General features: G+C 69.5%; 20 protein-coding genes. 11 read left to right on the forward strand and 9 right to left on the reverse strand.

The features are described from left to right. Positions 1–15: 15 nt before the first annotated feature. Positions 16–3,093, reverse strand: coding sequence for a ribonuclease E (gene rne / locus MQC88_RS01915; protein WP_425491522.1), 3,078 nt, complete (start codon positions 3,091–3,093; stop codon positions 16–18). Between the two features lie 483 nt (positions 3,094–3,576). On the opposite strand from rne, the gene MQC88_RS01920 reads away from it, so the two are divergent. Next, on the forward strand, positions 3,577–4,503 hold the full coding sequence (locus MQC88_RS01920) for an RluA family pseudouridine synthase (RefSeq protein ID WP_243320214.1): 927 nt from the start codon (positions 3,577–3,579) through the stop codon (positions 4,501–4,503). 42 nt (positions 4,504–4,545) lie between these two features. On the opposite strand, the gene MQC88_RS01925 is transcribed toward MQC88_RS01920, so the two are convergent. Further along, positions 4,546–4,887, reverse strand: coding sequence for a 4a-hydroxytetrahydrobiopterin dehydratase (locus MQC88_RS01925; protein ID WP_243318721.1), 342 nt, complete (start codon positions 4,885–4,887; stop codon positions 4,546–4,548). Positions 4,888–4,996: 109 nt separating this feature from the next. On the opposite strand from MQC88_RS01925, the gene MQC88_RS01930 reads away from it, so the two are divergent. Together MQC88_RS01930 and MQC88_RS01935 are read left to right on the forward strand one after the other, a co-directional pair. After that, positions 4,997–5,590, forward strand: coding sequence for an NfuA family Fe-S biogenesis protein (locus MQC88_RS01930; RefSeq protein ID WP_243318722.1), 594 nt, complete (start codon positions 4,997–4,999; stop codon positions 5,588–5,590). A gap of 25 nt (positions 5,591–5,615) precedes the next feature. Continuing rightward, entirely contained in the window at positions 5,616–7,310 is a 1,695-nt protein-coding gene (locus tag MQC88_RS01935; protein WP_243318724.1) for a hypothetical protein, read from the forward strand. 192 nt (positions 7,311–7,502) lie between these two features. Here MQC88_RS01935 and MQC88_RS01940 read toward each other — a convergent pair whose 3' ends face one another. Together MQC88_RS01940 and MQC88_RS01945 are read right to left on the reverse strand one after the other, a co-directional pair. Further along, positions 7,503–7,955 (reverse strand): c-type cytochrome, encoded by a 453-nt coding sequence (locus MQC88_RS01940; protein WP_243318725.1) that lies wholly within the window; start codon positions 7,953–7,955, stop codon positions 7,503–7,505. A gap of 11 nt (positions 7,956–7,966) precedes the next feature. After that, positions 7,967–8,407 (reverse strand): c-type cytochrome, encoded by a 441-nt coding sequence (locus tag MQC88_RS01945; RefSeq protein ID WP_425491579.1) that lies wholly within the window; start codon positions 8,405–8,407, stop codon positions 7,967–7,969. A 267-nt stretch (positions 8,408–8,674) separates the two neighbouring features. Between MQC88_RS01945 and MQC88_RS01950 the strand changes: the two genes are divergently transcribed. From MQC88_RS01950 to MQC88_RS01960, 3 genes are read left to right on the forward strand one after another with little or no spacing between them, the layout of a single operon-like run. After that, positions 8,675–9,817, forward strand: a complete 1,143-nt coding sequence (locus tag MQC88_RS01950) for an efflux RND transporter periplasmic adaptor subunit (protein WP_315857048.1) — start codon at positions 8,675–8,677, stop codon at positions 9,815–9,817. Positions 9,818–9,834: 17 nt separating this feature from the next. Further along, positions 9,835–13,353 (forward strand): efflux RND transporter permease subunit, encoded by a 3,519-nt coding sequence (locus MQC88_RS01955; protein WP_243320216.1) that lies wholly within the window; start codon positions 9,835–9,837, stop codon positions 13,351–13,353. Next, positions 13,350–16,454, forward strand: a complete 3,105-nt coding sequence (locus MQC88_RS01960; RefSeq protein WP_243318729.1) for an efflux RND transporter permease subunit — start codon at positions 13,350–13,352, stop codon at positions 16,452–16,454. Before MQC88_RS01955 ends, MQC88_RS01960 begins: the two co-directional genes overlap by 4 nt. 96 nt (positions 16,455–16,550) lie before the next feature. On the opposite strand, the gene MQC88_RS01965 is transcribed toward MQC88_RS01960, so the two are convergent. From MQC88_RS01965 to ykgO, 5 genes are all read right to left on the reverse strand, one after another. After that, the gene (locus tag MQC88_RS01965) at positions 16,551–17,819 is read right to left on the reverse strand and encodes a TraB/GumN family protein (protein ID WP_425491523.1); all 1,269 of its coding nucleotides are present in this window, start codon (positions 17,817–17,819) and stop codon (positions 16,551–16,553) included. After that, positions 17,782–18,669 (reverse strand): carbon-nitrogen hydrolase, encoded by an 888-nt coding sequence (locus MQC88_RS01970; protein ID WP_243318733.1) that lies wholly within the window; start codon positions 18,667–18,669, stop codon positions 17,782–17,784. The genes MQC88_RS01965 and MQC88_RS01970 overlap by 38 nt, the downstream gene beginning before the upstream one ends. Beyond that, positions 18,669–19,772 carry an agmatine deiminase family protein gene (locus MQC88_RS01975; RefSeq protein ID WP_243318734.1) on the reverse strand — a complete coding sequence of 368 codons (1,104 nt, stop codon included), beginning with the start codon at positions 19,770–19,772 and terminating at the stop codon, positions 18,669–18,671. Before MQC88_RS01975 ends, MQC88_RS01970 begins: the two co-directional genes overlap by 1 nt. Before the next feature lie 7 nt (positions 19,773–19,779). Further along, a complete protein-coding gene (locus MQC88_RS01980; protein ID WP_243318736.1) occupies positions 19,780–20,106 on the reverse strand; it encodes an outer membrane protein assembly factor BamE in 327 nt (108 codons plus the stop codon). A gap of 190 nt (positions 20,107–20,296) precedes the next feature. Next, positions 20,297–20,422 carry a type B 50S ribosomal protein L36 gene (gene ykgO / locus MQC88_RS01985; RefSeq protein WP_010342887.1) on the reverse strand — a complete coding sequence of 42 codons (126 nt, stop codon included), beginning with the start codon at positions 20,420–20,422 and terminating at the stop codon, positions 20,297–20,299. Between the two features lie 154 nt (positions 20,423–20,576). On the opposite strand from ykgO, the gene cmk reads away from it, so the two are divergent. The 5 genes from cmk (at position 20,577) to lapB (ending at position 25,051) form a co-directional block, all read left to right on the forward strand. Further along, positions 20,577–21,260, forward strand: coding sequence for a (d)CMP kinase (gene cmk / locus MQC88_RS01990; RefSeq protein WP_243318738.1), 684 nt, complete (start codon positions 20,577–20,579; stop codon positions 21,258–21,260). A 173-nt stretch (positions 21,261–21,433) separates the two neighbouring features. Beyond that, positions 21,434–23,134 (forward strand): 30S ribosomal protein S1, encoded by a 1,701-nt coding sequence (rpsA, locus tag MQC88_RS01995; RefSeq protein WP_243318739.1) that lies wholly within the window; start codon positions 21,434–21,436, stop codon positions 23,132–23,134. 86 nt (positions 23,135–23,220) lie between these two features. Continuing rightward, positions 23,221–23,523: an integration host factor subunit beta gene (locus MQC88_RS02000; protein WP_243318741.1), complete on the forward strand. Its 303-nt coding sequence runs from the start codon at positions 23,221–23,223 to the stop codon at positions 23,521–23,523. A gap of 92 nt (positions 23,524–23,615) precedes the next feature. Beyond that, positions 23,616–23,870 carry a LapA family protein gene (locus tag MQC88_RS02005; protein ID WP_243318742.1) on the forward strand — a complete coding sequence of 85 codons (255 nt, stop codon included), beginning with the start codon at positions 23,616–23,618 and terminating at the stop codon, positions 23,868–23,870. A 2-nt stretch (positions 23,871–23,872) separates the two neighbouring features. Continuing rightward, positions 23,873–25,051 carry a lipopolysaccharide assembly protein LapB gene (lapB, locus tag MQC88_RS02010; RefSeq protein ID WP_243318744.1) on the forward strand — a complete coding sequence of 393 codons (1,179 nt, stop codon included), beginning with the start codon at positions 23,873–23,875 and terminating at the stop codon, positions 25,049–25,051. Positions 25,052–25,053: the final 2 nt, after the last annotated feature.

The following is a 25,053-nucleotide window of genomic DNA, read 5'->3' on the forward strand; positions in this document are numbered from 1 at the left end:
GTGATGCCCCGGCCATCAGGCGTCGTGCGTGCGCTCGCGCCCGTGCTCGTCGACGTGGCTGGTGCCGGCGATTCCTGCGTCCTGGTCGTCGACCGAAACCTCGACGGCATCCTCGGCAGGCACGTCCTGCGCCAACGCGATCCGCGCCCTGGCATCGGCCGCGGCTTCGGCCGGGCTGTCGCCGACGACGGCCTGCGCCGCATCCGGCAGGGCATCGAACAAGCCAGGTGCCGCAGGCGCCGGTGCCGTGTCCGGGGCGCCGACCCTGGCGAGGCCGGGGAGGGCGTCCGCGACGCCGGCATCGAACCCAGGCGCCACCGGAGCGGCTGCCGCCAAGGCTGAGGACGCAGCCACATCGTCGGCTGGCTGCGCGGCTTCGGTTCGGGCCACGCCCGCCTGCACGTCCACGGAACGGACCTCGCCAGCCTCGGACACCGATTCGTCCGGCGCGGCAGCGCCTGCGGCCGGGATCGGGGTGGCCGCGGGCTCCATTGGCGCGTCGGCAGTCGCAGTCGTGCCCCGGGGCGCAGGGGTGACCGCATCCGGGATGCTGGCGGCGGCCATTGCGGCAGGCGCGAGGTAGGCAGCGGAGGGCTTCGTGTCCGCTGCGGGGGGCGGTGCGGACGGCGGCGTCACCGCCCCCGCTTCATCGTCCTCGAAATCGAACTCTGGCTGCGAGCGCCGTGCAGCCGCGACTTCGCCGGACAGGGCATCGTCGTGCTCCACGCCTTCGTCCTGCCCACCTTCGCTGGCGGTTCCGGCTTCGGCGCCACCGCGACGGCGACGGCGGCCACCACGGCGACCACGGCGGCGGCGGCCACCGGCTTCGCCGGAACCTTCGGCGCCCGCTTCGCCGTCCCCGTGTGCCGGGGTAGCGCCATTGGCCACCGCGGCCACCTCGGGCAGTGGCGCGGCGCGCGTGCCGGCATCGGTATCGACCATCGGTGCTGCGACCGCCACCGGCGTCGCGCCGATCGGCTTGTCGGCATCGACGACGGCGACCTGCGGCTTGCCGTTGGCTTCGGCGGGCTCGTTGCGCGGCGGCCGCGGCGGCCTGGGCTGTTGTTGCGGCTGCTGTTGCTGCGGGCTGGCCTGCCGGGCGTCGTCCTGGGCGCGGGCCTGCTTCGGCGGGTTCTGGCGCTGCTTCTGCGACTGCTCGTTGCGCGCCTTGTCCTGCGCCGGCTTGTCCTGCGACTTGCCCTGGGGCGGGTTGCGGCGCTGGCCGTCGCGGTTCTTGCCACCACGGCCATCGCGGCCGTCCCGGCGCTGGCCGTTGCGTTCGCCACGCTCGTTGCGCTCGTTGCGTTCGCCACGGGCACGGCCGTCCTGCGGTCGCGCCGGTTGCTGGCGCGCCGGCGTGGCCGGCGCGGCGTCGGTACCGCGGAAGAAGCGCATCATGCGTTCCACCAGGCCGGGCGACTGCACCGTCGCGGGTGCGACCGCCGCAGGCGCCACCACCGGCGGCTCCTCGCGCGGCTCCCGGATCGGTGCCGGTTGTGCCGGGCGCACGTTGGTCACGGCCGGCGCTGCCGGCACGTTGAGGTTGGCCTTGCTCAGCGCGATCGTCGCCAGCTTGCGCGGGGTCCCGCGCTGGTAGCTGGGGCGGCCGGTTTCCTCGCCGAGCTCGTTCTCGCGGATGCGGGTGACCTCGTAGTGCGGGGTCTGCAACTGGTCGTCGGCGACGATCACGATCGGCGCGTCGTGGCGCTGCTCGATCTCCGCCAGCGCGCGGCGCTTCTCATTGAGCAGGTAGTTGGCGATCTCCACCGGCGCCTGTACCAGCACCTGGCCGGTGTTGTCCTTCATCGCGTGCTCCTCGGCGACGCGGACGATCGACAGCGACAGCGACTCGATGCTGCGCATCCGGCCGTGGCCTTCGCAGCGCGGGCAGACCAGCTGGCTGGACTCGCCCAGCGACGGGCGCAGGCGCTGGCGCGACATTTCCAGCAGGCCGAACTTGGAGATGCGGCCCAGCTGCACGCGCGCGCGGTCGGACTTGAGCGCGTGTTGCAGGCGGTGCTCGACCTCGCGCTGGTGCTTGCTGGAATCCATGTCGATGAAGTCGATCACCACCAGGCCGCCCAGGTCGCGCAGCCGCATCTGGCGCGCGACTTCCTCCGCGGCTTCCAGGTTGGTGTTGAACGCGGTCTCCTCGATGTCGCCGCCCTTGGTGGCGCGTGCCGAGTTGACGTCGACCGCGGTCAGCGCCTCGGTCTGGTCGATCACCAGCGCGCCGCCGGAGGGCAGCCGCACCTCGCGCTCGTAGGCGCCTTCGATCTGCGATTCGATCTGGAAGCGGTTGAACAGCGGCACGTCGTCGGTGTAGTGCTTGAGCTTGCGCAGGTTGTGCGGCATGACCTGCTGCACGAACTCGCGCGCCTCCTCGTACATCTCCGGCGTGTCGACTAGGATCTCGCCGATGTCCGGGCGCATGTAGTCGCGCAGGGCACGGATGATCAGCCGCGATTCCTGGTAGATCAGGAACGGCGCCGGCTTGCTCAGCGCGGCCTCGGCCACCGCCTTCCAGACGCTCAGCAGGTAATCCAGGTCCCACTGCAGCTCTTCGGCGTCGCGGCCGACGCCCGCGGTGCGGATGATCACGCCCATGTCGTCGGGGATGGCGAGCGCGTCCATCGCCTTCTTCAGCTCGGCCCGGTCGTCGCCCTCGATCCGGCGGGAGACCCCGCCGGCAGTGGGCGAGTTGGGCATCAGCACCATGTAGCGGCCGGCCAGCGAGATGAACGTGGTCAGGGCGGCGCCCTTGTTGCCGCGTTCCTCCTTGTCCACCTGCACGACCACTTCCTGGCCTTCGCGCAGCAGTTCCTTGAGGCCCGCCTTGTTGTGGTCGACCCCGGCCTGGAAGTAGTCGCGGGAGATTTCCTTCAGCGGCAGGAAGCCGTGGCGCTGTCCGCCATATTCGACGAAGGCCGCTTCCAGCGAAGGCTCGAGCCGGGTGATGCGGCCCTTGTAGATGTTGGACTTCTTCTGCTCTTTCGAGGGTTGCTCGATGTCGATGTCGTACAGGGCCTGGCCATCGACGATGGCGACGCGCAGTTCTTCTGCCTGCGTCGCATTGATCAGCATGCGTTTCATGTTGGCGTTCCTCGCGCGCTTGGGCACGCGACGACGCCGTGGGCGTTTCGCCTCTGGATACCGCGAAGCCTGCTGCGCGGATCGACTCGCGCGGCGGGCTTCAAGTTTTCCAGCGCTACGACACCACGGCGGGCCGCGGGAGCGCTTGTCTCGTTCTGTGTGTTGCGGGCCGGCGTCGCGCTGGCAAGCGCGACACGCGGGTCATGTTCAGCGCCGATGTCTGACGCACCGGGCGATGGCCGGGCCTGCCGGCGAGCCGCTAACATGGCCGCCCCGGGGGCGGTGGTCGCGCGCTGCATCCGGATATCGCGCGGGAGGCGGGCTTTCGGCCCGTTTGCCTCGAATCCGGTCGCCACGGCGGCCGGAAACAACTCCCTGCGAAATCAAACCCTTATCTCGCCCGGCGAGTGTAGCAGATCAAGGATGCCCGTGACCCATTCAGACTCGCCCGAACGCCCGGCCAATGCGGCCCGCAACGTGCGTATCGCCGAGGACCGCGATGGCCAGCGGATCGACAACTTCCTGCTGGGCTACCTGAAGGGCGCGCCGCGCAGCCTGGTCTACAAGCTGCTGCGCTCCGGCCAGGTCCGGGTCAATGGCGGCCGGGTCAAGGCCGAGCGCAAGCTGGAAGCCGGCGACATGGTCCGGATTCCCCCGGTCCGGATCGACGAACCCGGCGACAAGGGCAGCCCGCCGCAGGGGTTCCTGGACGCCATCCAGGCCGCCATCGTGTACGAGGACGAGCGCCTGCTGGCGCTGAACAAGCCTTCGGGCGTGGCCAGCCACGGCGGCAGCGGAATTTCATTCGGCGCGATCGAGACCCTGCGCGCGCTGCGGCCGCGGGAGACCCTGGAGCTCGTGCACCGGCTGGACCGCGACACCTCCGGCCTGCTACTGGTGGCCCGGAAGCGCTCGGCGCTGGCCGAACTGCAGGCGCTGCTGCGCGAAGAGGATGGCGCCGGACGACGTTCGGGCATCGGCAAGCGCTACCTCGCGCTGCTGGCCGGGCGCATGCCGGACGGCACCATGAGCGTCGATGCGCCGCTGCACGTGGGCCTGCGCCAGGGCGGCGAACGCCACGTCCAGGTCCGGCCCGAGGGCAAGCCCTCGCTGAGTCATTTCAGGGTCCTGGAGCGCCGCGGCGGGCACTCCTACTGCGAGGTGCGGATCGACACCGGCCGCACCCACCAGATCCGGGTGCACGCCCGCCACATCGGCCACCCCGTGGCCGGCGACGAAAAATACGGCGATCCCGACGTCAACCGTCGCCTGCGCGAGCAGATCGGGCTCAAGCGCCTGTTCCTGCATGCCGCTTCGCTGGAATTCGCACTGGACGCCGGCCGCACGCCGTACCTGTTGTCCGCGCCGTTGCCGCCGGAACTGCTCGACGCGCTCGATCGCCTGCGGTGAAGTCCGGCGCTGGCCGGTTTCCCGCCACGCGCAGCCGGCGACTCAGCCCGCGAGCGCCGAGGCCCGGGCGGCGCAGATGAAGTCGTTTTCGCTCAGGCCGCCGACGTCGTGGGTGGAATAGCGCACCACGCAGCGGTCGTAATGCACCGACAGGTCGGGATGGTGGTCCTCGCGGTTGGCCATGTGCGCCAGCGCGTTCACGAACGACATCGTGCGGTAGTAGTCCTTGAAGGCGAAGCTACGCACCAGCGCCTTGCCTTCCTCGGCCAGTTCCCAGCCCGGCACGTCGGGGAGCAACTCGCGGATCCGGGCCTCGGGCAATCGATGTTCGCTGCCGCGGCGGGCGATGCAATGGGCCTGGGCGAGGGGGACGAGGTCGTTCATGGCATGGGTTCCTGCTGGATGCGGCGCGCCGATGAACGAAAACACATCCGGCGTTGGCGGCGGGTGGAGCTGCGGCGACCGCTCGCGCGCAGGCCGCTAGAATAGCCCGATGATCCAGATCTCCGAATCCGCCCAGGCCCATTTCCGCAAGCTGATCGCGCGCGAGGACCTGCCTGGCCTCGGCGTGCGCCTGGCGGCGCGGCAGCCGGGAACGATGCAGGCCGACGTGCGCCTGGAGTTCGCCGAACCGGGCGACCTCAGCGGCGACGAATGGGCGGTGGACTGCGAAGGCTTCACGGTGTGGGTGGATGCGGCCAGCGTGCCCTTCCTGGACGGCGCGGAAATCGATTACGCGCAACAGGCCACCGGCGGGCAGCTGCAGATCCGCGCGCCGAAGATCAAGGGCGAGGTGCCGGCCGAATCAGCGTCCCTGGTCGAACGCGTTGCCTGGCTCATCGAGCACGAAATCAACCCGCAACTGGCGCAGCATCGCGGCCATGTGGCGCTGCAGGAGGTCACCGCGGATGGCGTGGTCGTGCTGCGCTTCGGCGGTGGCTGCCATGGTTGCGGCATGGTCGATGTCACCCTCAAGCAGGGGATCGAGAAGACGCTGCTGGCCAAGGTTCCCGGCGTGACCGCGGTGCGCGATGCCACGGACCACGCGTCCGGGCAGGCGCCCTACATCGCGCGCGATACGGCATAAGCGGGCCGCGGCGAGAAGCGGCCCCGTGACGGCATTCTCCTCCGCTGAACTGATCGAGGCCCTGCGCCGGCGCACGCGCAAGTCGCTGCGCCCGGAGCGGCCGCCGGGCGAATTCCCGCCGGGGTGGCGCGACTGGTTCGCGTTGCTGCGCGAGCGCATCGGCGCGATCACCGGCGCCAGCAGCGATGCGATCGTCGCGATCCTGCTGCAGCGCGAGCCGTTGCCGGCGCCGCGGCGCAGCGGCGAACTCAACCGCTGGCAGGCTTTCGCCACGCTGTGGCGCCAGCAATGGCAACCGCCCGAACCCGAGGATCGGCGCCAGCGCATCATGGCGTTGGCGATCACGCTGGTGGTGCAGCTGCTGTTTTCGCTGTTCGTGCTGTGGCTGGCCTATGCCCGCTACGGCGGCGAACCGATGCCGCGGGGCGAGGACGTGGTGCAGGTGGAGTTCATCGGCCAGGGCACGCCGCTGGAGCAGGGCGGTGGTGCACCTTCGACACCCGTGGCGAAGCCGGCGCTGGCCGCGCCGGCACGGGCCGCGCGCCGCGCCGCGCACGCGCCGGAGACTCCGGCAACCCCTTCGTCCGCCGTGCCCGCCACCGCCCAGGCGGCCCGCCCCGCGATCGAGCCGACGCCGGCGAGCCGGAACGTGCCGCCCGCGCAACCGCTGCAGGTGACGCAGACACCGCAACCCGACAGCAGCTTCGTATTGCCGGCACCGGTACCGCGTGCGATCAGCATCCCGCGGCAGCAGGTCCTGGTGCCGGAGCTGCGGGAATCCCCTCGCGCGATCGAAGTCGTTGAAGTGCCGGCGCCCATGCCTGCGCCTGTACAGCAGATCCGCCCACGGCTGCCGGGCGCCCGGGTCGTGGTTCCCGAATTGCAGGCCCAGGCTGAAACGTTGCCGTCGCCGCTGCCGCCCTTGCCCGACGCCAGCGCGCGCCAGCCGCAACTGCCGCAGGCGCAGGTACGGGTGCCTGGCCTGCAGGCGACCGTCGCGTCGCTGCCATCGCCAGCCTCGTCGCCGGCGGGCACCAGCAGTGCACAGGCAGAAGATGCCGGGCGCGCACCAGCCGCGACCAGCGGCAAGGCGCCAACTCCTGGGAACACACCCGGCGCGACGGCGGCGCAAGCCGGCGGACCGCCCTCGACCGGCAGCGGTGCCCAGGCCAACCCGGCAGGCGCCGGCGCCGGCCCCAAGCCGGCTGCCAGGCCTGGCGCGTGGCCCACCGCGCAGGCGGGCGACGACTGGGGGCTTTCGGATCGCAACCGCCCCGGTGGGCAGTCCGGCAAGCCCGGCCTGTTCGACGAAAACGGCCGGCCGCGCCTGCCGCCCGGCAATCGGGCGGAAGCCGGTGGGGGGCTGCCGCCGGGCATGGTCGAGGAAAACATCGCCGACCTGGATCACGCGGGCACCTGGCTCAAGCGGCCGCCGATCAACTACACGCCCACCCGTTTCGACAAGTTCTGGGTGCCCAGCGAGACGCTGCTGGAAAACTGGGTGCGTCGCAACATCCGCGAAATCGCGATTCCGATTCCCGGAAGCTCGAAGAAGCTGCGTTGCGTGGTCTCCCTGCTGCAGCTGGGCGGCGGCTGCGGCATCGAGGATCCGAACATGCAGGACCAGGAAGCCGTCGCGCGCCCGCCGCCGGACATTCCGTTCAAGCCAGAACTGCAGGAAGACCAGGACGCGCTGCGCCAGCCGACCGATTCGCCGTAGCGCAAGCCGGGCGAAACATGTCGCGACCTTGCCCGGTGCCCAAGGATCAAGAGCAGCCGAAGCTCGCGCCTACAGGCTCGCGTAGTCGCCGCCCGACGGGCTGGGGGTGCGGGGGGCAGGGAAGGAAAAACCCGGCCAGGGCCGGGTTCTTCGTCAACCGTCTTGGCGCGATTTCCTGCGCGATTGCCCGCGTCAGTGGATGCCGTGCAGGTCGCGCAGTTGCGCCGGCTGGGAACCGAAGTAGGCGGCAAGGTCGGCGATCTGCTGGTCACTGAGGTCGCGTGCTTGCCCGGCCATCAGGTCGCTGGTCGGGCTGCCGGCGCGCTCGCCGTCGCGGTACATCTGCAGCGAGTGCGCGATGTAGTCGTGGTACTGGCCACCGAGCTTGGGATAGGTCGGGTCGATCGGCGCGTTGCCGCCGGCACCATGGCAATCGACGCAGGCCTGGCCGGTCTTGGCGTTCTTGGTGCCGGCGAGTGTTTCGCCGGCGGCGGCATGGCCTGCGGGGAGACCGGCCGACGAAGTGGTATGGCCCGCGTTGCGATCGGCGGAGGAGTGCTCGGCCGGGGTCCGGCCCGCGGGCGAGCAGGCGACCAGGGCAGCCGTTGCGGCAAGCAGGGCGATGGCGAGGGTGGTTTTCGTCATGGGAGGTCTGCTCACTTCAGGCCGGACAGGAAGGCGGCGATGTCGGCGATGTCCTGCGCCGAGAAGCTCTCGGCCTGGGCCTGCATCGTCGGGTGCTTGCGCTTGCCCTGCTGGTATTCGTTCAAGGCGTTGACCAGGTACTGCGGCGACTGCCCGCCGATCTTCGGCACGTGGTAGTTGGGATAGGCGTTCTTGTAACCGGTGACGCCATGGCAACCCTGGCACGTGTAGGTCAGCTGCTTGCCCCTGGCGGCATCGCCGACCGGCGCGGCTGGCACCGCAACCGCGGCGACCGCAGGCGCGGCGGCGGGTGCGTCGACGGCCGGCGCGGCTTCGCCGGCCGCGGCTTCAGTCGCGGGAGTTGCCGTCGCGGCTGGCGTGGCGGCGGTGTCCTGCGCCAGCGCACCGGTGGTGGCCAGGGTCAGGCAGGAGGCAATCAACAACGATCGGATCATGGGCTTGTCCGTAATCGGAAGACGAATCGAGAGATGCGCTGGCGTGCAGGCGCTGCAACGCACAATCGCATCAGTATAGCGACGTCGCGCGCGCAACCCAATCGCGGTACGCCGTATCCGTTGGGTGCTGGCCCCGGCGCCGCACGCGCGGACGCGACGGGTTCGAACCGGGCGAAAGGAAAACGTGACCATGACCTCTGGCGGATGGGCGATTCCGGCTTGGGTGATATACCTACATACAACACCCCACTACGAGCCCCTCCCATGACCCGTACGACCGACCCCACGAGTGGCCGATCGCGCCTGCTGGTGCCATTGCTGTTGTGCGCATTGCTGCCCGGGTTGCTCGCCCTGGGCGCCTGCAAGCGCGGCGGCGACGGCGCCAAGGCTGCCGATGGCGAGGCCGACAAGGGGCCCGAGGCGGTCCCTGTCGAGGTCACCAAGGTCGGTCGGCGCGCGATCGCCGCCAGCTACGCCGGCACCGCACCCCTGGAGGCGCGCGCCGAATCGCAGGTCGTGGCCAAGACCTCGGGCGTTGCGCTGGGCGTCCTGGCCGAGGAAGGCCAACGCGTGCGCGCGGGCCAGGTGCTGGTGCGGCTGGATTCGGCCAGGGCCGCCCTGCAGGCCGCGCAGACCGCGGCGCAGATGCGCAAGCTGGAGGCCAACTACGCCCGCTCGCGCCAGCTTTCCGAGCAGAAGCTGATCAGCGCCAACGACATCGACCAGATCCGTTACGACCTCGAGAATGCCCGCGCCGCCAATCGCCTCGCGAACCTCGAGTTGTCCTACGCCAACGTCACCGCGCCGATCTCCGGCATCGTGGCCACGCGTTCGATCAAGACGGGCAACTTCGTGCAGATCAACACGCCGATCTTCCGCATCGTCGACACCGACAAGCTGGAGGCGACCCTCAACGTGCCCGAGCGCGAGCTGGCGACGCTGAAGGCGGGCTTGCCGGTGACGTTGCGGGTGGACGCGTTGCCCGGGCGCGACTTCGCCGGGACCGTGGACCGGGTCGCACCGGTGGTCGATTCCGGTAGCGGCACCTTCCGCGTGATCTGCGCCTTCGACAGCGGCGGCGTGCTGCAGCCGGGCATGTTCGGGCGACTGCAGATCAACTACGACCAGCGCGCCGATGCGCTGGTGATCCCGCGCAACGCCCTGCTCGACGACGAATCGCAGCCGGCGGTGTACACCGTGCGCGACGGCAAGGCCGCGCGCGCGCCGGTGACGCTGGGCTACGTCGACGGCGAATGGGTCGAAGTGCGCAGCGGCCTCAAGCTGGGCGACCCGGTGGTCACTGCCGGCAAGGTCGCGTTGCGCGAGGGCAGCCCGGTGCAGGTGATCACGCACGGCGCCCCCGCGGCGACGCCGGCGACGGCGGCGGGCAAGGACACCAAGCAGTGAGTTCGCCCGCTGCGGGCATGCCGGGCACCGCGCCACCCGGGTTCAACCTGGTCGAGTTCGCCACGCGCCGCCGGGTGACGGTGGCGATGGTGACGCTGACCTTCGTGCTGTTCGGCCTGATCGCGCTGGGCGGACTCAAGGTCAACCTGCTTCCCGACCTGAGCTATCCGACCCTGACCGTGCGCACCGAATACACCGGTGCGGCGCCGTCGGAGATCGAGACCCTGATCACCCAGCCGGTCGAGGAAGCGGTCGGCGTGGTCAAGAACCTGCGCAAGCTGAAGTCGGTGTCGCGCCCGGGCCAGAGCGACGTGGTGCTCGAGTTCGCGTGGGGCACCGACATGGACCAGGCGAGCCTGGAGGTGCGCGACAAGATGGAGGCGCTGCAGTTGCCGCTCGAGGCCAAGGCGCCGGTGCTGCTGCGCTTCAACCCGTCCACCGAGCCGATCCTGCGCCTGGTGCTGTCGGACAAGGGCGCGCAGGGCAGCGAGGCCGATGCCCGGCGCCGCCTGATCGAACTGCGCCGCTACGCCGAAGACGACCTCAAGAAGAAGCTCGAACCGGTGCCCGGCGTGGCCGCGGTCAAGGTCGGCGGCGGCCTGGAGGACGAGATCCAGGTCGACATCGACCAGCAGAAGCTGGCGCAACTGAACCTCCCGATCGACACCGTGATCAACCGCCTGAAGCAGGAGAACATCAACATCTCCGGCGGCAACCTGGAGGAAGGATCGCAGCGTTACCTGGTGCGAACGGTCAACCAGTTCGCCAGCGTGGACGAGATCCGCAACATGCTGGTGACGACGCAGTCGGCCGGCGGCGGCGCCGCCGCGAGCGCGGCCGCACAGATGGCGCGGGTCGCGGCCGCGACCGGCGACGCCAGCGCGATGGCGGCGGCCGCTTCGGTGCAGAGCGCGTCCTCGTCGGACAGCGCCGCCGCGGCCGGCGGCGTGCCGGTGCGGCTGAAGGATGTCGCCAGCGTGCGCCAGGGCTTCAAGGAGCGCGAAGCGATCATCCGCCTGGGCGGGAAGGAAGCGGTCGAGCTGGCGATCTACAAGGAGGGCGATGCCAATACCGTCGCCACCGCCGACGCCATCGAGAAGCGGCTCGAACAGATCAGGGCCGAGGTCCCTCCGGACGCGCAGCTGACCACGATCGACGACCAGTCCCAGTTCATCCGCCATGCCATCTCCGACGTCAAGCTCGACGCCGTGATCGGCGGCCTGCTTGCGGTGCTGATCATCTTCCTGTTCCTGCGCGACGGCTGGAGCACGTTCGTGATCGGCCTGTCGCTGCCGGTCTCGATCATCACCACGTTCTTCTTCATGGACCAGCTCGGGCTCAGCCTCAACGTGATGTCGCTCGGCGGCCTCGCGCTGGCCACCGGCCTGGTGGTCGACGATTCGATCGTCGTGCTCGAGTCCATCGCCAAGGCGCGCGAGCGCGGGCTCGGGATCCTCGAGGCGGCGATCACCGGCACCCGCGAAGTCAGCATGGCGGTGGTGGCCTCGACCCTGACGACGGTGGCGGTGTTCCTGCCGCTGGTGTTCGTCCAGGGCATCGCCGGCGAGTTGTTCCGCGACCAGGCGCTGACCGTGGCGATCGCGATCGGCGTCTCGCTGGCGGTGGCGATGACCCTGATCCCGATGTTGAGTGCGCTCAAGGGCCGCCCGCCGATGGGTTTCCCCGAAGAGCCGCCGCATCCGAGCTGGCGGCCGGGCGCGCGCTGGCAGAAGCCCGCCGCTTACGCTGGCCGCGGGGTCGGCGCGGTGATCCGCGGCGCCTTCTTCGGCATCGCCTGGCTGGTGGTGCGCGCGTGGCGGGCCCTGGTCGCTGTCGTGGGGCCGGTCATGCGCAAGGCCAGCGACCTGGCGATGGCGCCCTACGGCCGAGCCGAGCGCGGCTACCTTCGCCTGCTTCCGGCGGCCCTGAAGCGGCCCTGGCTGGTGCTCGGTTCGGCGGCCGCGGCGTTTGCGCTGACGGTGCTGGCGGTGCCGCTGCTGGGTGCGGACCTGATCCCGCAGCTGGCGCAGGACCGCTTCGAAATGACGGTCAAACTGCCCCCCGGGACGCCGCTGGAACAGACCGACGCGCTGGTACGCCAGTTGCAGGCGCGGCACGCCGGCGATCCCGGCATCCGCGCGCTGTACGGCGTCAGCGGCAGCGGCACCCGGCTGGACGCCAACCCGACCGAAAGCGGCGAGAACATCGGCAAGCTGACGGTGGTGATGGCCGATGGCGGCAGCGAGGAACTCGAGGCCAGCGAAACCGACAAGCTGCGCGCCTCGATGCGCGACCGCGCCGGCGTGCAGGTCGACTTCAGCCGCCCGCAACTGGTCAGCCTGTCGACGCCGCTGGAAATCGAGCTGCGCGGCCAGGACCTGGAGACGCTGCGGGTGGCCGGCCAGAAGATGGCGACGCTGCTGCGCGGAAACCCGCACTACGCCGACGTCAAGTCGACGGTGGAGCAGGGCTTCCCGGAGATCCAGATCCGCTTCGACCAGGTCCGCGCGGGCGCGCTCGGGCTGACGACGCGGCAGATCGCCGACGTCGTGGTCAACAAGGTCAAGGGCAACGTCGCCACCCGTTACAGTTTCCGCGACCGCAAGATCGACGTGCTGGTGCGCGCACGCGAAACCGACCGCGCCTCGCTGCAGGACATCCGCCAGCTGATCGTCAATCCCGGCAGCGCCAGTCCGGTGCGGCTGGAGTCGGTCGCCGACATCGTCGCCACCACCGGCCCCAGCGAGATCCATCGCGCCGACCAGGTGCGCGTGGCGATCGTCTCGGCCAACCTGCGCGACATCGACCTCGGCGGGGCGGTGCAGGAAGTGCGCGACATGGTCGCGCGCGATCCGCTCGCCGCCGGCGTGGGCATGCACATCGGCGGCCAGGGCGAGGAACTCGGCGAATCGCTGCGCTCGCTGGTGTTCGCGTTCGGGCTGGCGATCTTCCTGGTGTACCTGGTGATGGCTTCGCAGTTCGAGTCGCTGCTGCATCCGTTCGTGATCCTGTTCACCATCCCGCTGGCGCTGGTCGGCGCGGTGCTCGCGCTGCTGCTGACCCGCTCGCCGGTGTCGGTCGTGGTGTTCATCGGGTTGATCCTGCTGGTGGGCCTGGTGGTGAAGAACGCGATCATCCTGATCGACAAGGTCAACCAGTTGCGCGAGGCGGGCATGCCCAAGCGCGAATCGCTGGTCGAAGGCGCGCGCTCCAGGTTGCGCCCGATCATCATGACCACCACCTGCACCCTGTTCGGCTTCCTGCCGCTGGCCCTTGCGCTGGGCGAGGGCGCTGAGGTGCGCTCGCCGATGGCCGTGACCGTGATCGGCGGGCTGCTGGTGTCGACCCTGCTGACGCTGGTGGTGATCCCGGTGGTGTACGACCTGCTCGATCGCAAGCCCGACGGCTACTACAGCGAACGCGCCCGGCGCGCCCGCGTCGACGCGGCGGCTACCGCGGAGCGGCTCAGCCACGACCAGGACCCGCTCGACGAAGGCCAGGGCGGGCTGCACGGCGGCGGGGCGGAGCCGGCATGACCACGATCGCAGAACGCAGCATCCGTCGCCCGGTGACGACGGTGATGCTGTTCGTGTCGCTGTTCGTGATCGGATTGATCGCGGCGGTGCGGCTGCCGCTGGAACTGTTCCCGGAGGTCACGCCGCCGTTCATCTACGTGTCGTTGCCGTACGCGGGCTCGACCCCGAAGGAAGTCGAACGCAGCCTGCTGCGCCCGGTGGAGGATGCGCTGGCGACGATGAGCGGCATCAAGGCGATGGAATCGAGCGCCCGGTCCGATGGCGCCGGCATCTTCATCACCTTCACCGACTGGGAACGCGACAGCGCGATCGCCGCGTCCGAGGCGCGCGAACGCATCGACGCGATCCTCGGCGAACTGCCCGACGACCTGCGCCGCTACGACGTGTTCAAGTGGTCGACCAACGACCAGGCGGCGGTGGAGTTGCGGCTGACCGGCGCGGACATGGTGGCGCAACACGACCTGATCGAGCGCGAATTCAAGCGCCGCCTGGAGCGGCTGCCAGGCGTGGCCCGGGTCGAGGTCGAGGGCGTGCCGGAAAACGAAGTCGAGATCGCCATCGACCCCGACCGCCTGACCGCGCACGGGATCGGCCTCAATACCCTGACCGCGCGCCTGCAGAGCCAGAATTTCTCGGTGTCCGCCGGGCGCATCACCGATGCGGGGCGGCGCCTGCGGGTGCAGCCGGTCGGCGAGCTGACCGACCTGCAGCAACTGCGTGACCTGGTGATCGACGGCAAGGGCACGCGGCTGGGCGACATCGCCGCGATCGACCTGAAGCCGGAGCGGCTGACGTACGCGCGGCTCGTCGACGGCCGTCCGTCGGTGGGCCTGGACATCTACAAGGAGCGCAGCGCGAACCTGGTGTCGATGGCGCGCGGCGTGCTCGACGAGGTCGAGAGGATCAAGGCGGAGCCGTCGGTCGCCGGGATCGACGTCGAAGTCACCGACAACCAGGGCGAGGCGGTCACCAGCTCGTTGCTGGAGCTGGCGGAAGCCGGCGCGATCGGCCTGCTGCTGTCGATCGCGGTACTGTTCTTCTTCCTGCGCCACTGGGCCTCGACCCTGATGGTGACGCTGGCGATCCCGATCTGTTTCGTGATCACCCTGGGCTTCATGTATTTCTTCGGCGTGACCCTCAACATCCTGTCGATGATGGGCCTGCTGCTGGCCATCGGCATGCTGGTCGACAACGCGGTGGTGGTGGTGGAGAGCATCTACCAGGAACGGGAACGGATGCCGGGGCAGCCGCGGCTGGCCTCGATCGTCGGCACCCGGCACGTGGCGATCGCGCTTTCCGCGGGCACCCTGTGCCACTGCATCGTGTTCCTGCCGACGCTGTTCGGCGAGCGCAACTTCATCAGCATCTACCTGTCGCAGATCGCTATCACCATTTCCGTGTCCCTGCTGGCGTCCTGGCTGGTGGCCGTCAGCCTGATCCCGATGCTGTCGGCGCGGCTGAAGACCCCGCCCGCGGTGCGCAACGAGAACGGGTTGATCCCGCGCATGCAGCAGCGATACGCACGCTTCCTGCGCTGGACCCTGGAGCATCGCGGCTGGAGCGTGCTGGGCATCCTGCTGATCGTGGCCGTGAGCGTGGTGCCGATGACCATGACCAAGACCAACATGTTCGGCGGCGACGACGCCGGCGAGATCGACATCTTCTACCAGTGGAACGGTTCCTATTCCAAGGAACAGATGGGCGAGGAAGTCGGGCGCGTGGAAGCCTACGTCAACGCCAATCGCGAGCGCTTCCACGTCACCCAGGTGTATTCGCGCTACAGCGAGCAGGGCTGGGCGCGGACCCAGCTCAAGCTCGACAGCAAGGACCGCGCCCAGGCCACGGCGGTGACGGAGGCCCTGCGCAAGGGCATGCCCAAGTCCGCGCGCGCCAACATCGGCATCGGCGACCAGGGCGGGCCCGGCGCCGGCGGCGGCCCGGGCAAGGAGGTCGAGGTACGGCTGGTGGGCGATTCCACCCAGACCCTGCAGGAGCTGGCCGAAGAGGTCGTGCCGATCCTGTCGCGGCGCAAGGAGCTGCGCGACGTTCGGGTCGACAGCGGCGACAGCAACAGCGAGCTCACCGTGCGGGTGGATCGCGAACGCGCGGCGGCGTTCGGTTTCAGCGCGCAGGAAGTGGCGCAGTTCGTCGGCCTGGCGCTGCGCGGCGCGCCGTTGCGGGAGTTCCGCGAGGGCGAGAACGAACTGCCGGTGACGGTGCGCTTCGCCGGCGCCGACCACTTCGGCGCCGCCGACCTGCAGGACTTCACCGTCCGTGCCTCGGACGGCCGCAGCGTCCCGTTGCTGGCGATGGTCGACGTGGCGGTGCAGCCGTCGGCGACCGAGATCGAGCGCAACGATCGCCAGACCACGCTCACGATCCAGGCGGGCCTGGGCAAGGACGTGACCATGCCAGATGCGCGCAAGGCGATGGAGGAGACGCTGAAGGCGGTGGCGTTCCCGGCCGGCTACGGCTACAGCTTCGAGGGCGGCGGCTTCCAGGACGACGCCGAGGCGATGAAGCAGATGATGTTCAACCTCGCCATCGCGCTGGTGATGATCTACGTGGTGATGGCGGCGGTGTTCGAATCGTTGCTGTTCCCGTCGGCGATCATGAGCGGCGTGCTGTTCTCGGTGTTCGGCGTGTACTGGCTGTTCTGGCTGACCGGGACCGAGTTCAACATCATGGCCTTCATCGGCATCCTGGTACTGATGGGCGTGGTGGTGAACAACGGCATCGTGCTGGTCGAGCACATCAACAACCTTCGCCGGCGCGGCATGGACCGGACCGAGGCCCTGGTCAACGGCGGGCGCGAGCGCTTGCGGCCGATCCTGATGACCATGGGCACGGCGATCCTGGCGATGGTGCCGATCGCGATCGGCAACACCCAGATGGCCGGCGACGGGCCGGCGTACTACCCGATGGCGCGCGCGATCGCCGGTGGACTGGCGTTTTCGACCGTGGTCAGCCTGCTGTTCCTGCCGACCATCTACGCGATCCTGGACGACCTGCGCCACGGCAGCGCGCGACTGCTGCGCAAGGCGCGCGGCATGCATGCGGCCGTTCCGGCTGGTGTCGTCGCGGCCGACACGGTTGGATGATGCGATGGGCGGGCCTCGTGCCCGCCCGGTTCCCGGAGTGCGGCCGTGCGGCAGCCGGCCCGGGGCAATGCCGCCTGCCGTCGTGACCGGGCCTGGTCAGCCGAGCAGCTTGCCCAGCATCCTGGCGCCGCCGAGCCAGACGCCGATCGCGGTGCCCAGGCTGGTGAGGAAGAAATTCAGCAACACGCGCGCCACCCGGTTGCGCCACCAGCCGCGGATGGTGGCGACGTCGTTGCGCAGTGCCATGAAATCGGCATGCGTCGGCTTGCGCACCCAGGCCTCGACCAGCGCGCTGATCGTGCCCGATGCCAGGGCGGGGTGCAGGGGCGTGATCGGCGAGGCAAGGAAGGCGGCGAGGATGCTCAATGGGTGGCCGCCGGCGACCGCGCAGCCGATCGCGCCGAGCGTTCCGGTCAGCAGCACCCAGTACAGCAGCAGGTCGGCGCCGACATCGATGCCGCCGCGCCAGAAGCCCCAGGCGAAGCCCCCGAGCACGAACGTCGCCAGCATGACCGAGAACCACGGGATCGAGGATTTTTCCTTCACCGTTTCCAGCTCGACGCGGGCCGCGGTCGGTTCCTCGTGGCCTTCGGGCAGGTGCTGCGCCAGGCCGCGCAGATGCCCGGCACCGACCACCGCCAGCACTTCCCGCGCGCCGCTGGCGGCGGTGGCCGACTCGCGCAGGCGCGCGGCCATGTAGCGGTCGCGTTCGGCGATCACGGCTTCGTACAGCGCCGGGTTGCCGGCGGCGAATTCGCCGAAACTGGCTTCCAGCATGTCGCCGTGCTTCAGCTTTTCGATCTCGTCGTCGCCTACGTCCTCGTCGCCGAACAGGGCCGCGATCAGCCCGCCCATCAGGTTCGCCCGGCCCCACCAGCCCAGCCGCTGCGAGGCGCGCTTGAAGGTGATGCCCACGTCGCGGTCGATCAGGTGCAGTGCAAGCCCGCGCGCGCGCGCGTCCACCGCGGCGGCCTTGAGCTCGGCGCCGGGCTCGATGCCCAGTTGTTCGGCGAGCCTGCGCTGGTAGGCCGCCAGCCCGAGGTTGGCGGCGAACAGCGAGGTCTTGCCGGACCGTATCACCTGCACCAGGTCGAGCTTGGCCAGGGCGCCGGGGTCGGTCAGCGACTGCAGCCGCTGCGGGTCCAGCTCGACCGCAATGGTGTCGAAGCCGCCGCCGTCGATCGCCGCGCGTACGGCCTCGACGCTGCTGCTGGAGACGTGGGCGGTGCCGAGCAGCGTGTAGCGCACGCCATCGCGCTCGACGACCGCGTGCGGTTGCGAGCGCCAATCGATGGTCGTGGCCGCGGGCGTGGCCGCGTCGTCAGCGTCAGTCACGGTAGCGCTTCGTGAGGTCGCCGTAGGCATCGATGCGACGGTCGCGCAGGAACGGCCAGATGCGGCGTACGTGTTCGCTGCGCTGCATGTCGACCTCGGCCAGCAGCAGTTGCGGCTCGCCGCCAGCCTCGGCGATGAATTCGCCCTGCGGCCCGAGCACGTGGCTGTTGCCCCAGAAATCGATGCCCGCCGCGCCGAGCGGCGAACGTTCGTGGCCGACGCGGTTGCACGACAGCACCGGCAGCCCGTTGGCGACCGCGTGGCCGCGGTGGCTGAGGATCCAGGCGTTGCGCTGGCGATCCTTCTCGGCCTGCCCGTCGCCGGGATCCCAGCCGATCGCGGTCGGGTACAGCAGCAGCTCCGCGCCCGCCAGCGCCATCAGCCGCGCCGCCTCCGGATACCACTGGTCCCAGCACACCAGCACGCCGAGCCGGCCGACGCTGGTGTCGATCGGGGTGAAGCCGAGGTCGCCGGGGGTGAAGTAGAACTTCTCCTGGAAGCCCGGATCGTCGGGGATGTGCATCTTGCGGTACTTGCCGGCGGTCGAACCGTCGGCATCGAAGACCACCGCGGTGTTGTGGTACAGGCCGGTTGCGCGCTTCTCGAACAGCGAACTGACCAGCACCACGCCGTGCTGTTTCGCCAGCGCCCCGAGGCGCTGCGTGCTTGGGCCCGGGATGGGTTCGGCGAGGTCGAACTCATCCACCGACTCGTGCTGGCAGAAGTAGGCGCTGTTGTGCAGTTCCTGCAGCAGCACGAGCCTGGCGCCCTGCGCCGCGGCCTCGGCCACTCGCTGCTCGATGACGGCGAGGTTGGCGTCGGCATCGCCATGGTTGCGTTCCTGGACCAGGGCAACAGGAAGCGTCTTGGGCTTGGACATCACACCAGTCCTTCGGGCAGTTGCATGGTGAGGCAGTGCAGGCTGCCGTTCTGCCAGATCAGCGGACGGCACGGGACCTGCACGATCTCGCGGCCGGGAAAGGCATTTTCAAGCACCGCTGCGGCCATCGCATCGGCGTCGTCGCCGTACGCCGGCATCAGCACCGCGCCGTTGACGACCAGGAAGTTGGCGTAGCTGGCGGCCAGCCGGCGTCCGCCATCCATTAGCGGCCGCGGCCATGGCAGCGGGAACAGGCGGTAGGGCCGGCCGTCGCGGGTGCGCAGCGCGGCGAGTTCGGCGGCCATCGCCTGCAGTTCCGGATGATGCGAGTCGGCCGGGTCGTCGCAGGCCTGGAACACGATCGCGTCCGGCGCGGCGAAGCGGGCGAGGGTGTCGATATGGGCGTCGGTGTCGTCGCCTTCGAGGTAGCCGTGGTCGAGCCACAGCACCCGGTCCTGTCGCAGCCAGCCAGCCAGCCTGCGCGACAGCTCCTCGCGCGATGCGCCTGGATGGCGTTCGTGCAGGCACTGCCAGGTGGTCAGCAGGGCGCCGTCGCCGTCGGTTTCGATCGCGCCGCCCTCCAGCGCGAAATCGATCGCCTGGCGTTCACTGTCGAGGAAGATTCCGGCCTGCTCCAGGCGCTCCACCAGCAGGTCGTCGCGGCTCGCCTCGAACTTGCCGCCCCATCCCGTGAAGCGGAAATCGAGCAGGCGGAATGCCCGCCGCCCCTCATCCGCCCGCTGCGCGGGCGCCTTCTCCCGGCGGAGCGGGGCGACGGGGGCTTGCGGGCCGCCTTCGGCGACCAGGGTGATGGGGCCGCTGTCGCGCAGCCAGGTGTCGTCGTAGGGTGCGTGCACGAAGGTCACGCGCGCCATGTCGATGCGTGCCGAGGACAGGCGGGCGCGGGCGTACGCCTCCACGTCGTCGTCGGCCACGCACACCAGCGCCGGCTCGAAGCGCGTGATCGCCGCGACCAGCGCGATGTAGGTGTCCTCGACCTCCCCGAGCCGCTCGGCCCAGTCGGTGCCGGCATGCGGCCACGCGAGCAGGACCGCGGACTGGGGTTCCCACTCCGCGGGGAAGCGCAATGCAGGCTGGCTCATCGTCTCGTCAGCGGATCGCCGGCTTGGGGCCGATTTCGGTCTCGTCGGCCTTGTTGGCGACGGCGTCGACCACCTTGTCCTTCTCGAAATACACGGTGAAGCCGGGATAGCTCCAGCGGTTGATGGTCGGCCACTGCTGTTTCTGGCCGCCGCGCGGGTCCAGGCGGTCGGCCGGGGCGCCGAAGCGGGCCTGGACCTGGGCCATGGTCATGCCGCGCGTGGGTAACGCGGCCTTGTTCTCCTGCTGTACCCGGTCGATCAGCAGGGTTTCGGCCGACGCTGCGCCGGCGAGCGTGAGCAGGGCCAGCAGCGATGCGATGCGAAGGCGGTTCATGGCGCGGCTCCTCGGGCGGTGGACGGTGCGTTGTAGCAGATCGGATCGGCAGCAGGCTACGCCGGGACGGGTATCGACGGCGTCACCAGCCTGCGGCCAGTGCGCATGCCCGACAAACGCGAAAGGCCGCATCGCTGCGGCCTCCCGGATCCCGCACGCCAGGCCTGCGGCCTGGTCGCCCGGCGCTGGCTCAGCGCTGGCGCGCCTTGAAGCGCGGGTTGGACTTGCAGATCACGAAGACCTTGCCACGACGGCGGACCACCTTGCAGTCGCGGTGACGGGCCTTCGCCGACTTCAGGGAGGACAGGACCTTCATGGGGAACCTCGGCAACGGTTGGATTGGGGACAGGATTCGGGCGCAAAAACGCCAGCCGCGCATTGTACGTGGGATTTCCTCGTCCGTTCAAGTGCTTGCGAGGCTTCGCCCACGGCAGGCCGGCTACAATCGCCGGGACCCCGCTGGAGACGCCATGACCGACACCGCCGCCCCCGTCCTCACCATCGATGGCCCTTCGGGCTCGGGCAAGGGCACCATCAGCCGGCTCGTGGCGCAGCACCTGGGCTGGCACTACCTGGACTCGGGTGCGCTTTACCGCGCAGTGGGCGTCGCAGCCGGCTGGGCCGGGCTGGACCTGGATGATGCCGGCGCCCTGGTGCGCTGCGCCTTCGATACGCAGATCGCCTTCCGCGAGGCCGGCGACGGCGAGCTGCGGGTGCTGCTCAACGGCCACGATGCCACCGATGAACTGCGCACCGAAACCGCCGGCGCGGCGGCCTCGGCCATCGCCGCCATCCCTGAGGTGCGCGCCGCGCTCCGGGACCGGCAACGCGCCTTCCGCCAGCCACCGGGCCTGGTCGCGGACGGCCGCGACATGGGGACGGTGATCTTCGCCGATGCCCCGTTCAAGGTCTTCCTCACCGCCAGCGCCGAGGAACGGGCCGAAAGACGCTATAAGCAGTTGAAGGACAAAGGGGTTTCCGTTACATTGGCGGGTCTGCTGCGGGAGATTCTCGCCCGCGACGCCCGCGACGCCAGCCGCGCGGTGGCGCCCTTGCGGCCGGCCGAAGACGCCGTCCGCATCGACACCACCGGCCTGCCGATCGCCACGGTCGTCGAACGCGTGCTGGCATTGTTGCCGGCAACCCGGCGCTAGCGTCCGCGCAGCAGGCACGTCCCGTCCGCAATCCCGCGGCCGGGTCAACACCACCACACATGGCGCCAGCTTCGCGCGGGTTTTCCCGGGCAAGCGCCACGCCAGACCCAAGGTGGGTCGGACGCTCCGCCAACGACGGCGGCCCCGGCCCGTGTATCCACCAGAGAACCAACATGACAGCCGTAGCAACCGAATCCTTCGCAGAACTGTTCGAACAGAGCCAGGCGTTCCTCTCCAAGCTCAAGCCGGGCGCCATCGTCACCGGCACCGTGGTCGACGTGCGCTCCGACGTGGTCGTCATCAACGCCGGCCTCAAGTCCGAGGGCATCGTCCCGATCGAGCAGTTCCGCAACGACGCCGGCGAAATCGACGTGGGCATCGGCGACACCGTCAAGGTGGCGCTGGACTCGCTCGAGAACGGCTTCGGCGAAACCGTGCTGTCGCGCGAGAAGGCCAAGCGCGCCATGGTGTGGGACGAGCTCGAGGAAGCCCTCGAGAAGAACGAGACCATCACCGGCCGCATCAGCGGCAAGGTCAAGGGCGGTTTCACCGTCGACATCAAGGACGTGCGCGCGTTCCTGCCCGGTTCGCTGGTCGACGTGCGCCCGGTCCGGGACCCGGTGTACCTGGAAGGCAAGGAGCTCGAGTTCAAGCTCATCAAGCTCGACCGCAAGCGCAACAACGTGGTCGTCTCCCGCCGCGCGGTGGTCGAGAGCGAGCATTCGGAAGAGCGCGAGCAGCTGCTCGAGAAGCTGGTCGAGGGCGCCGTGCTCAAGGGCGTGGTCAAGAACCTCACCGACTACGGCGCGTTCGTCGATCTCGGCGGCATCGACGGCCTGCTGCACATCACCGACATGGCCTGGAAGCGCGTGCGCCATCCGTCCGAAGTCGTGGAAGTGGGCGCGGAGCTCGATATCCGCGTGCTCAAGTACGACAAGGAGCGCAACCGCGTCAGCCTCGGCCTGAAGCAGCTGGGCGAGGATCCCTGGGACAACATCGCGCGCCGCTACCCGTCCAATACCCGCGTGTTCGGCAAGGTCAGCAACGTCACCGACTACGGCGCGTTCGTAGAGATCGAGCCGGGCGTCGAAGGCCTGGTGCACGTGTCCGAGATGGACTGGACCAACAAGAACGTCAACCCGTCCAAGGTCGTGCAGGTCGGCGACGAGGTCCAGGTGATGGTGCTGGACGTGGACGAGGAGCGTCGCCGCATCTCGCTGGGCATCAAGCAGGTCACCAGCAACCCGTGGGAGACCTTCGCCGCGATCCACAAGAAGGGCGACAAGGTCGAGGGCCAGATCAAGTCGATCACCGACTTCGGCATCTTCATCGGCCTGGACGGCGGCATCGACGGCCTGATCCACCTGTCCGACATCAGCTGGAACTCCACCGGCGAGGACATCGCCCGCAACTACAAGAAGGGCGACACCCTGGAAGCCGTGGTGCTGGCGGTCGATCCGGAGCGCGAGCGCATCTCGCTGGGCGTCAAGCAGCTGGAGCAGGACCCGATGGGCCAGTTCCAGGCGAACAACACCCGCGGCTCGATCGTCAAGGGCACGGTCAAGGAAGTCGACGCGCGTGGCGCCACCATCGACCTGGGCGACGGCGTCGAGGGTTACCTGGCCGCGCGCGACATCGCCCACGAGCGGGTCGAGGACGCCAGCCAGAAGCTCAAGGTCGGCGATGAAGTCGAGGCCAAGATCGTCGGCACCGACCGCAAGAGCCGCCTGATGCAGCTCTCGATCAAGGCCAAGGACGAAGCCGAGACCCAGGAAGCGCTGGCCGAGTACAACAAGTCGGCGGCCGATGCGTCGAGCGGCACCACCAAGCTCGGTGCTCTGCTGCGCGAGCAACTCGAGAGCAAGTCCGAGTAAGCACCAAGGCAACCTGCAGCGGCCCGGCGATCCGTCGCCGGGCCACTGCTGCACCGCGAGCCATTCGCGCCAAGGCCTTCGAACCCATGACCAAGTCCGAACTGATCGAGCTCCTCACGCTACGCCAGGGCCACCTGAAGGCGGACGACGTCGATCTGGCGGTCAAGTCGCTGCTGGAGATGATGGGCGGTGCGCTTGCCCATGGCGAACGCATCGAGATCCGCGGCTTCGGCAGTTTTTCCCTGCATTACCGGCCGCCTCGCACGGGGCGCAATCCCAAGACCGGCGACGCCGTCGCGCTGCCCGGCAAGCATGTCCCGCATTTCAAGCCGGGCAAGGAACTGCGCGAACGCGTCAGTGGCGCGATGCCCCTGGCCGTCGACGACTGAGTCGATCGGCGCCCGATCCGGGCCGCCAGCGGCCGCCGGCTGAATATCGCGGGGCACGTCGGCTAAGCTAGCGCAGCACCCGGAGCCGAACGATGCGCCTGATCCGCCTGTTGCTCGCCATCCTTTTCCTTGCCGTGGGCTTGGCGGTCGGCGGGCTCAACCCGCAACCGGTCGTGCTGGACCTGGGTTTCGCCGCCTGGCGTTCGACCTTGGGCGTCAGCGTGCTCGTGGCCTTGCTGGCCGGGGTCGTCGTGGGCGGCCTGGTGCTGAGTGCCAGCGTCGTGCTGCCGTTGCGGCAGCGCCTGCGCAAGGCCCTCGCGGCCGCGGACGCAAGGACGGAGCGCTGAACATGGCCTTCCTCGACCAGTGGATCTGGTATGTCCTGCTGCTGCCGCTGGCAGCACTCAGCGGCTGGGTCATCGGCCGCCGTGGCGGCGAGCGCCACAGCGACAGCCAGGTCAGCAAGCTCTCCACCACCTATTTCCGCGGCCTGAACTACCTGCTCAACGAACAGCCGGACAAGGCGATCGAACTGTTCCTGCACATCGCGGAACTGGACAAGGACACCTTCGAGACCCAGGTCGCGCTCGGCCACCTGTTCCGCCGCCGTGGCGAGGTCGATCGCGCCATCCGCCTGCACCAGTCGCTGGTCCAGCGCCACGACCTCAGCGATGCGCAGAAGGTGCAGGCGCTGCTCGCGCTGGGCGAGGATTACATGCGCTCCGGCCTGCTGGATCGCGCCGAGACGGTGTTCACGGACCTGGCCAGGATCGACCAGCGCGCGCCGCAGGCACTGAAGCACCTGATCGGCATCTACCAGTCCGAACGCGACTGGCCGAAGGCGATCGAGAACGCGAGCCGCTTCGAGGCCGCGACCGGCGAACCCATGGGCAAGCTGATCGCGCAGTTCGAGTGCGAGTTGGCCGATCGCCACCGCGCGGCGGGCGAGATCGAAGCGGCACGCGCCGCGATCGCGCGCGCCTACGCCGCCGATTCGACGTCCGTGCGCGCCGGCATGCTCGAGGGACGGATCGAGGTGGAGGCCGGCAATGATGCCGCCGCGATACGTGCCTTCGAGCGCGCCGCCCGCCATGACCCCGACTACCTGCCGGAACTGTTGCCGGCCCTGCTGGCCAGCTACGCGCGCGTGGGCGATACCACCGGCGCGCGTGCATTCCTGGCCGAGATGGCCGAACACTATCGCGGCGTCTCGCCAGTGCTGGCATTGACCCGGCTGGTCGAGGGCGAGGAGGGCGTCGGGGCCGCGCGCGCCTACCTGGCGCAGCAACTCAAGGACCGGCCTTCGGTGCGCGGTGAAGCGGCGCTGATCGACCTGACCCTGGTCGAAAACGCCGATCCGGTCGCGACCCTGCACGACCTCAAGCACATCACCGACCAGTTGCTGGTGCGCAATCCGAGCTATCGCTGCGGTCGATGCGGCTTCGGTGCGCGCAGCCACCATTGGCAGTGCCCGAGCTGCAAGGAATGGGGCACGGTCAAGCCGCTGCTGAACTACGCGGTGGTGTGAAA

It is taken from the genome of Cognatiluteimonas sedimenti, from assembly GCF_022808325.1.
Classification (GTDB): Bacteria; Pseudomonadota; Gammaproteobacteria; order Xanthomonadales; family Xanthomonadaceae; genus Cognatiluteimonas; species Cognatiluteimonas sedimenti.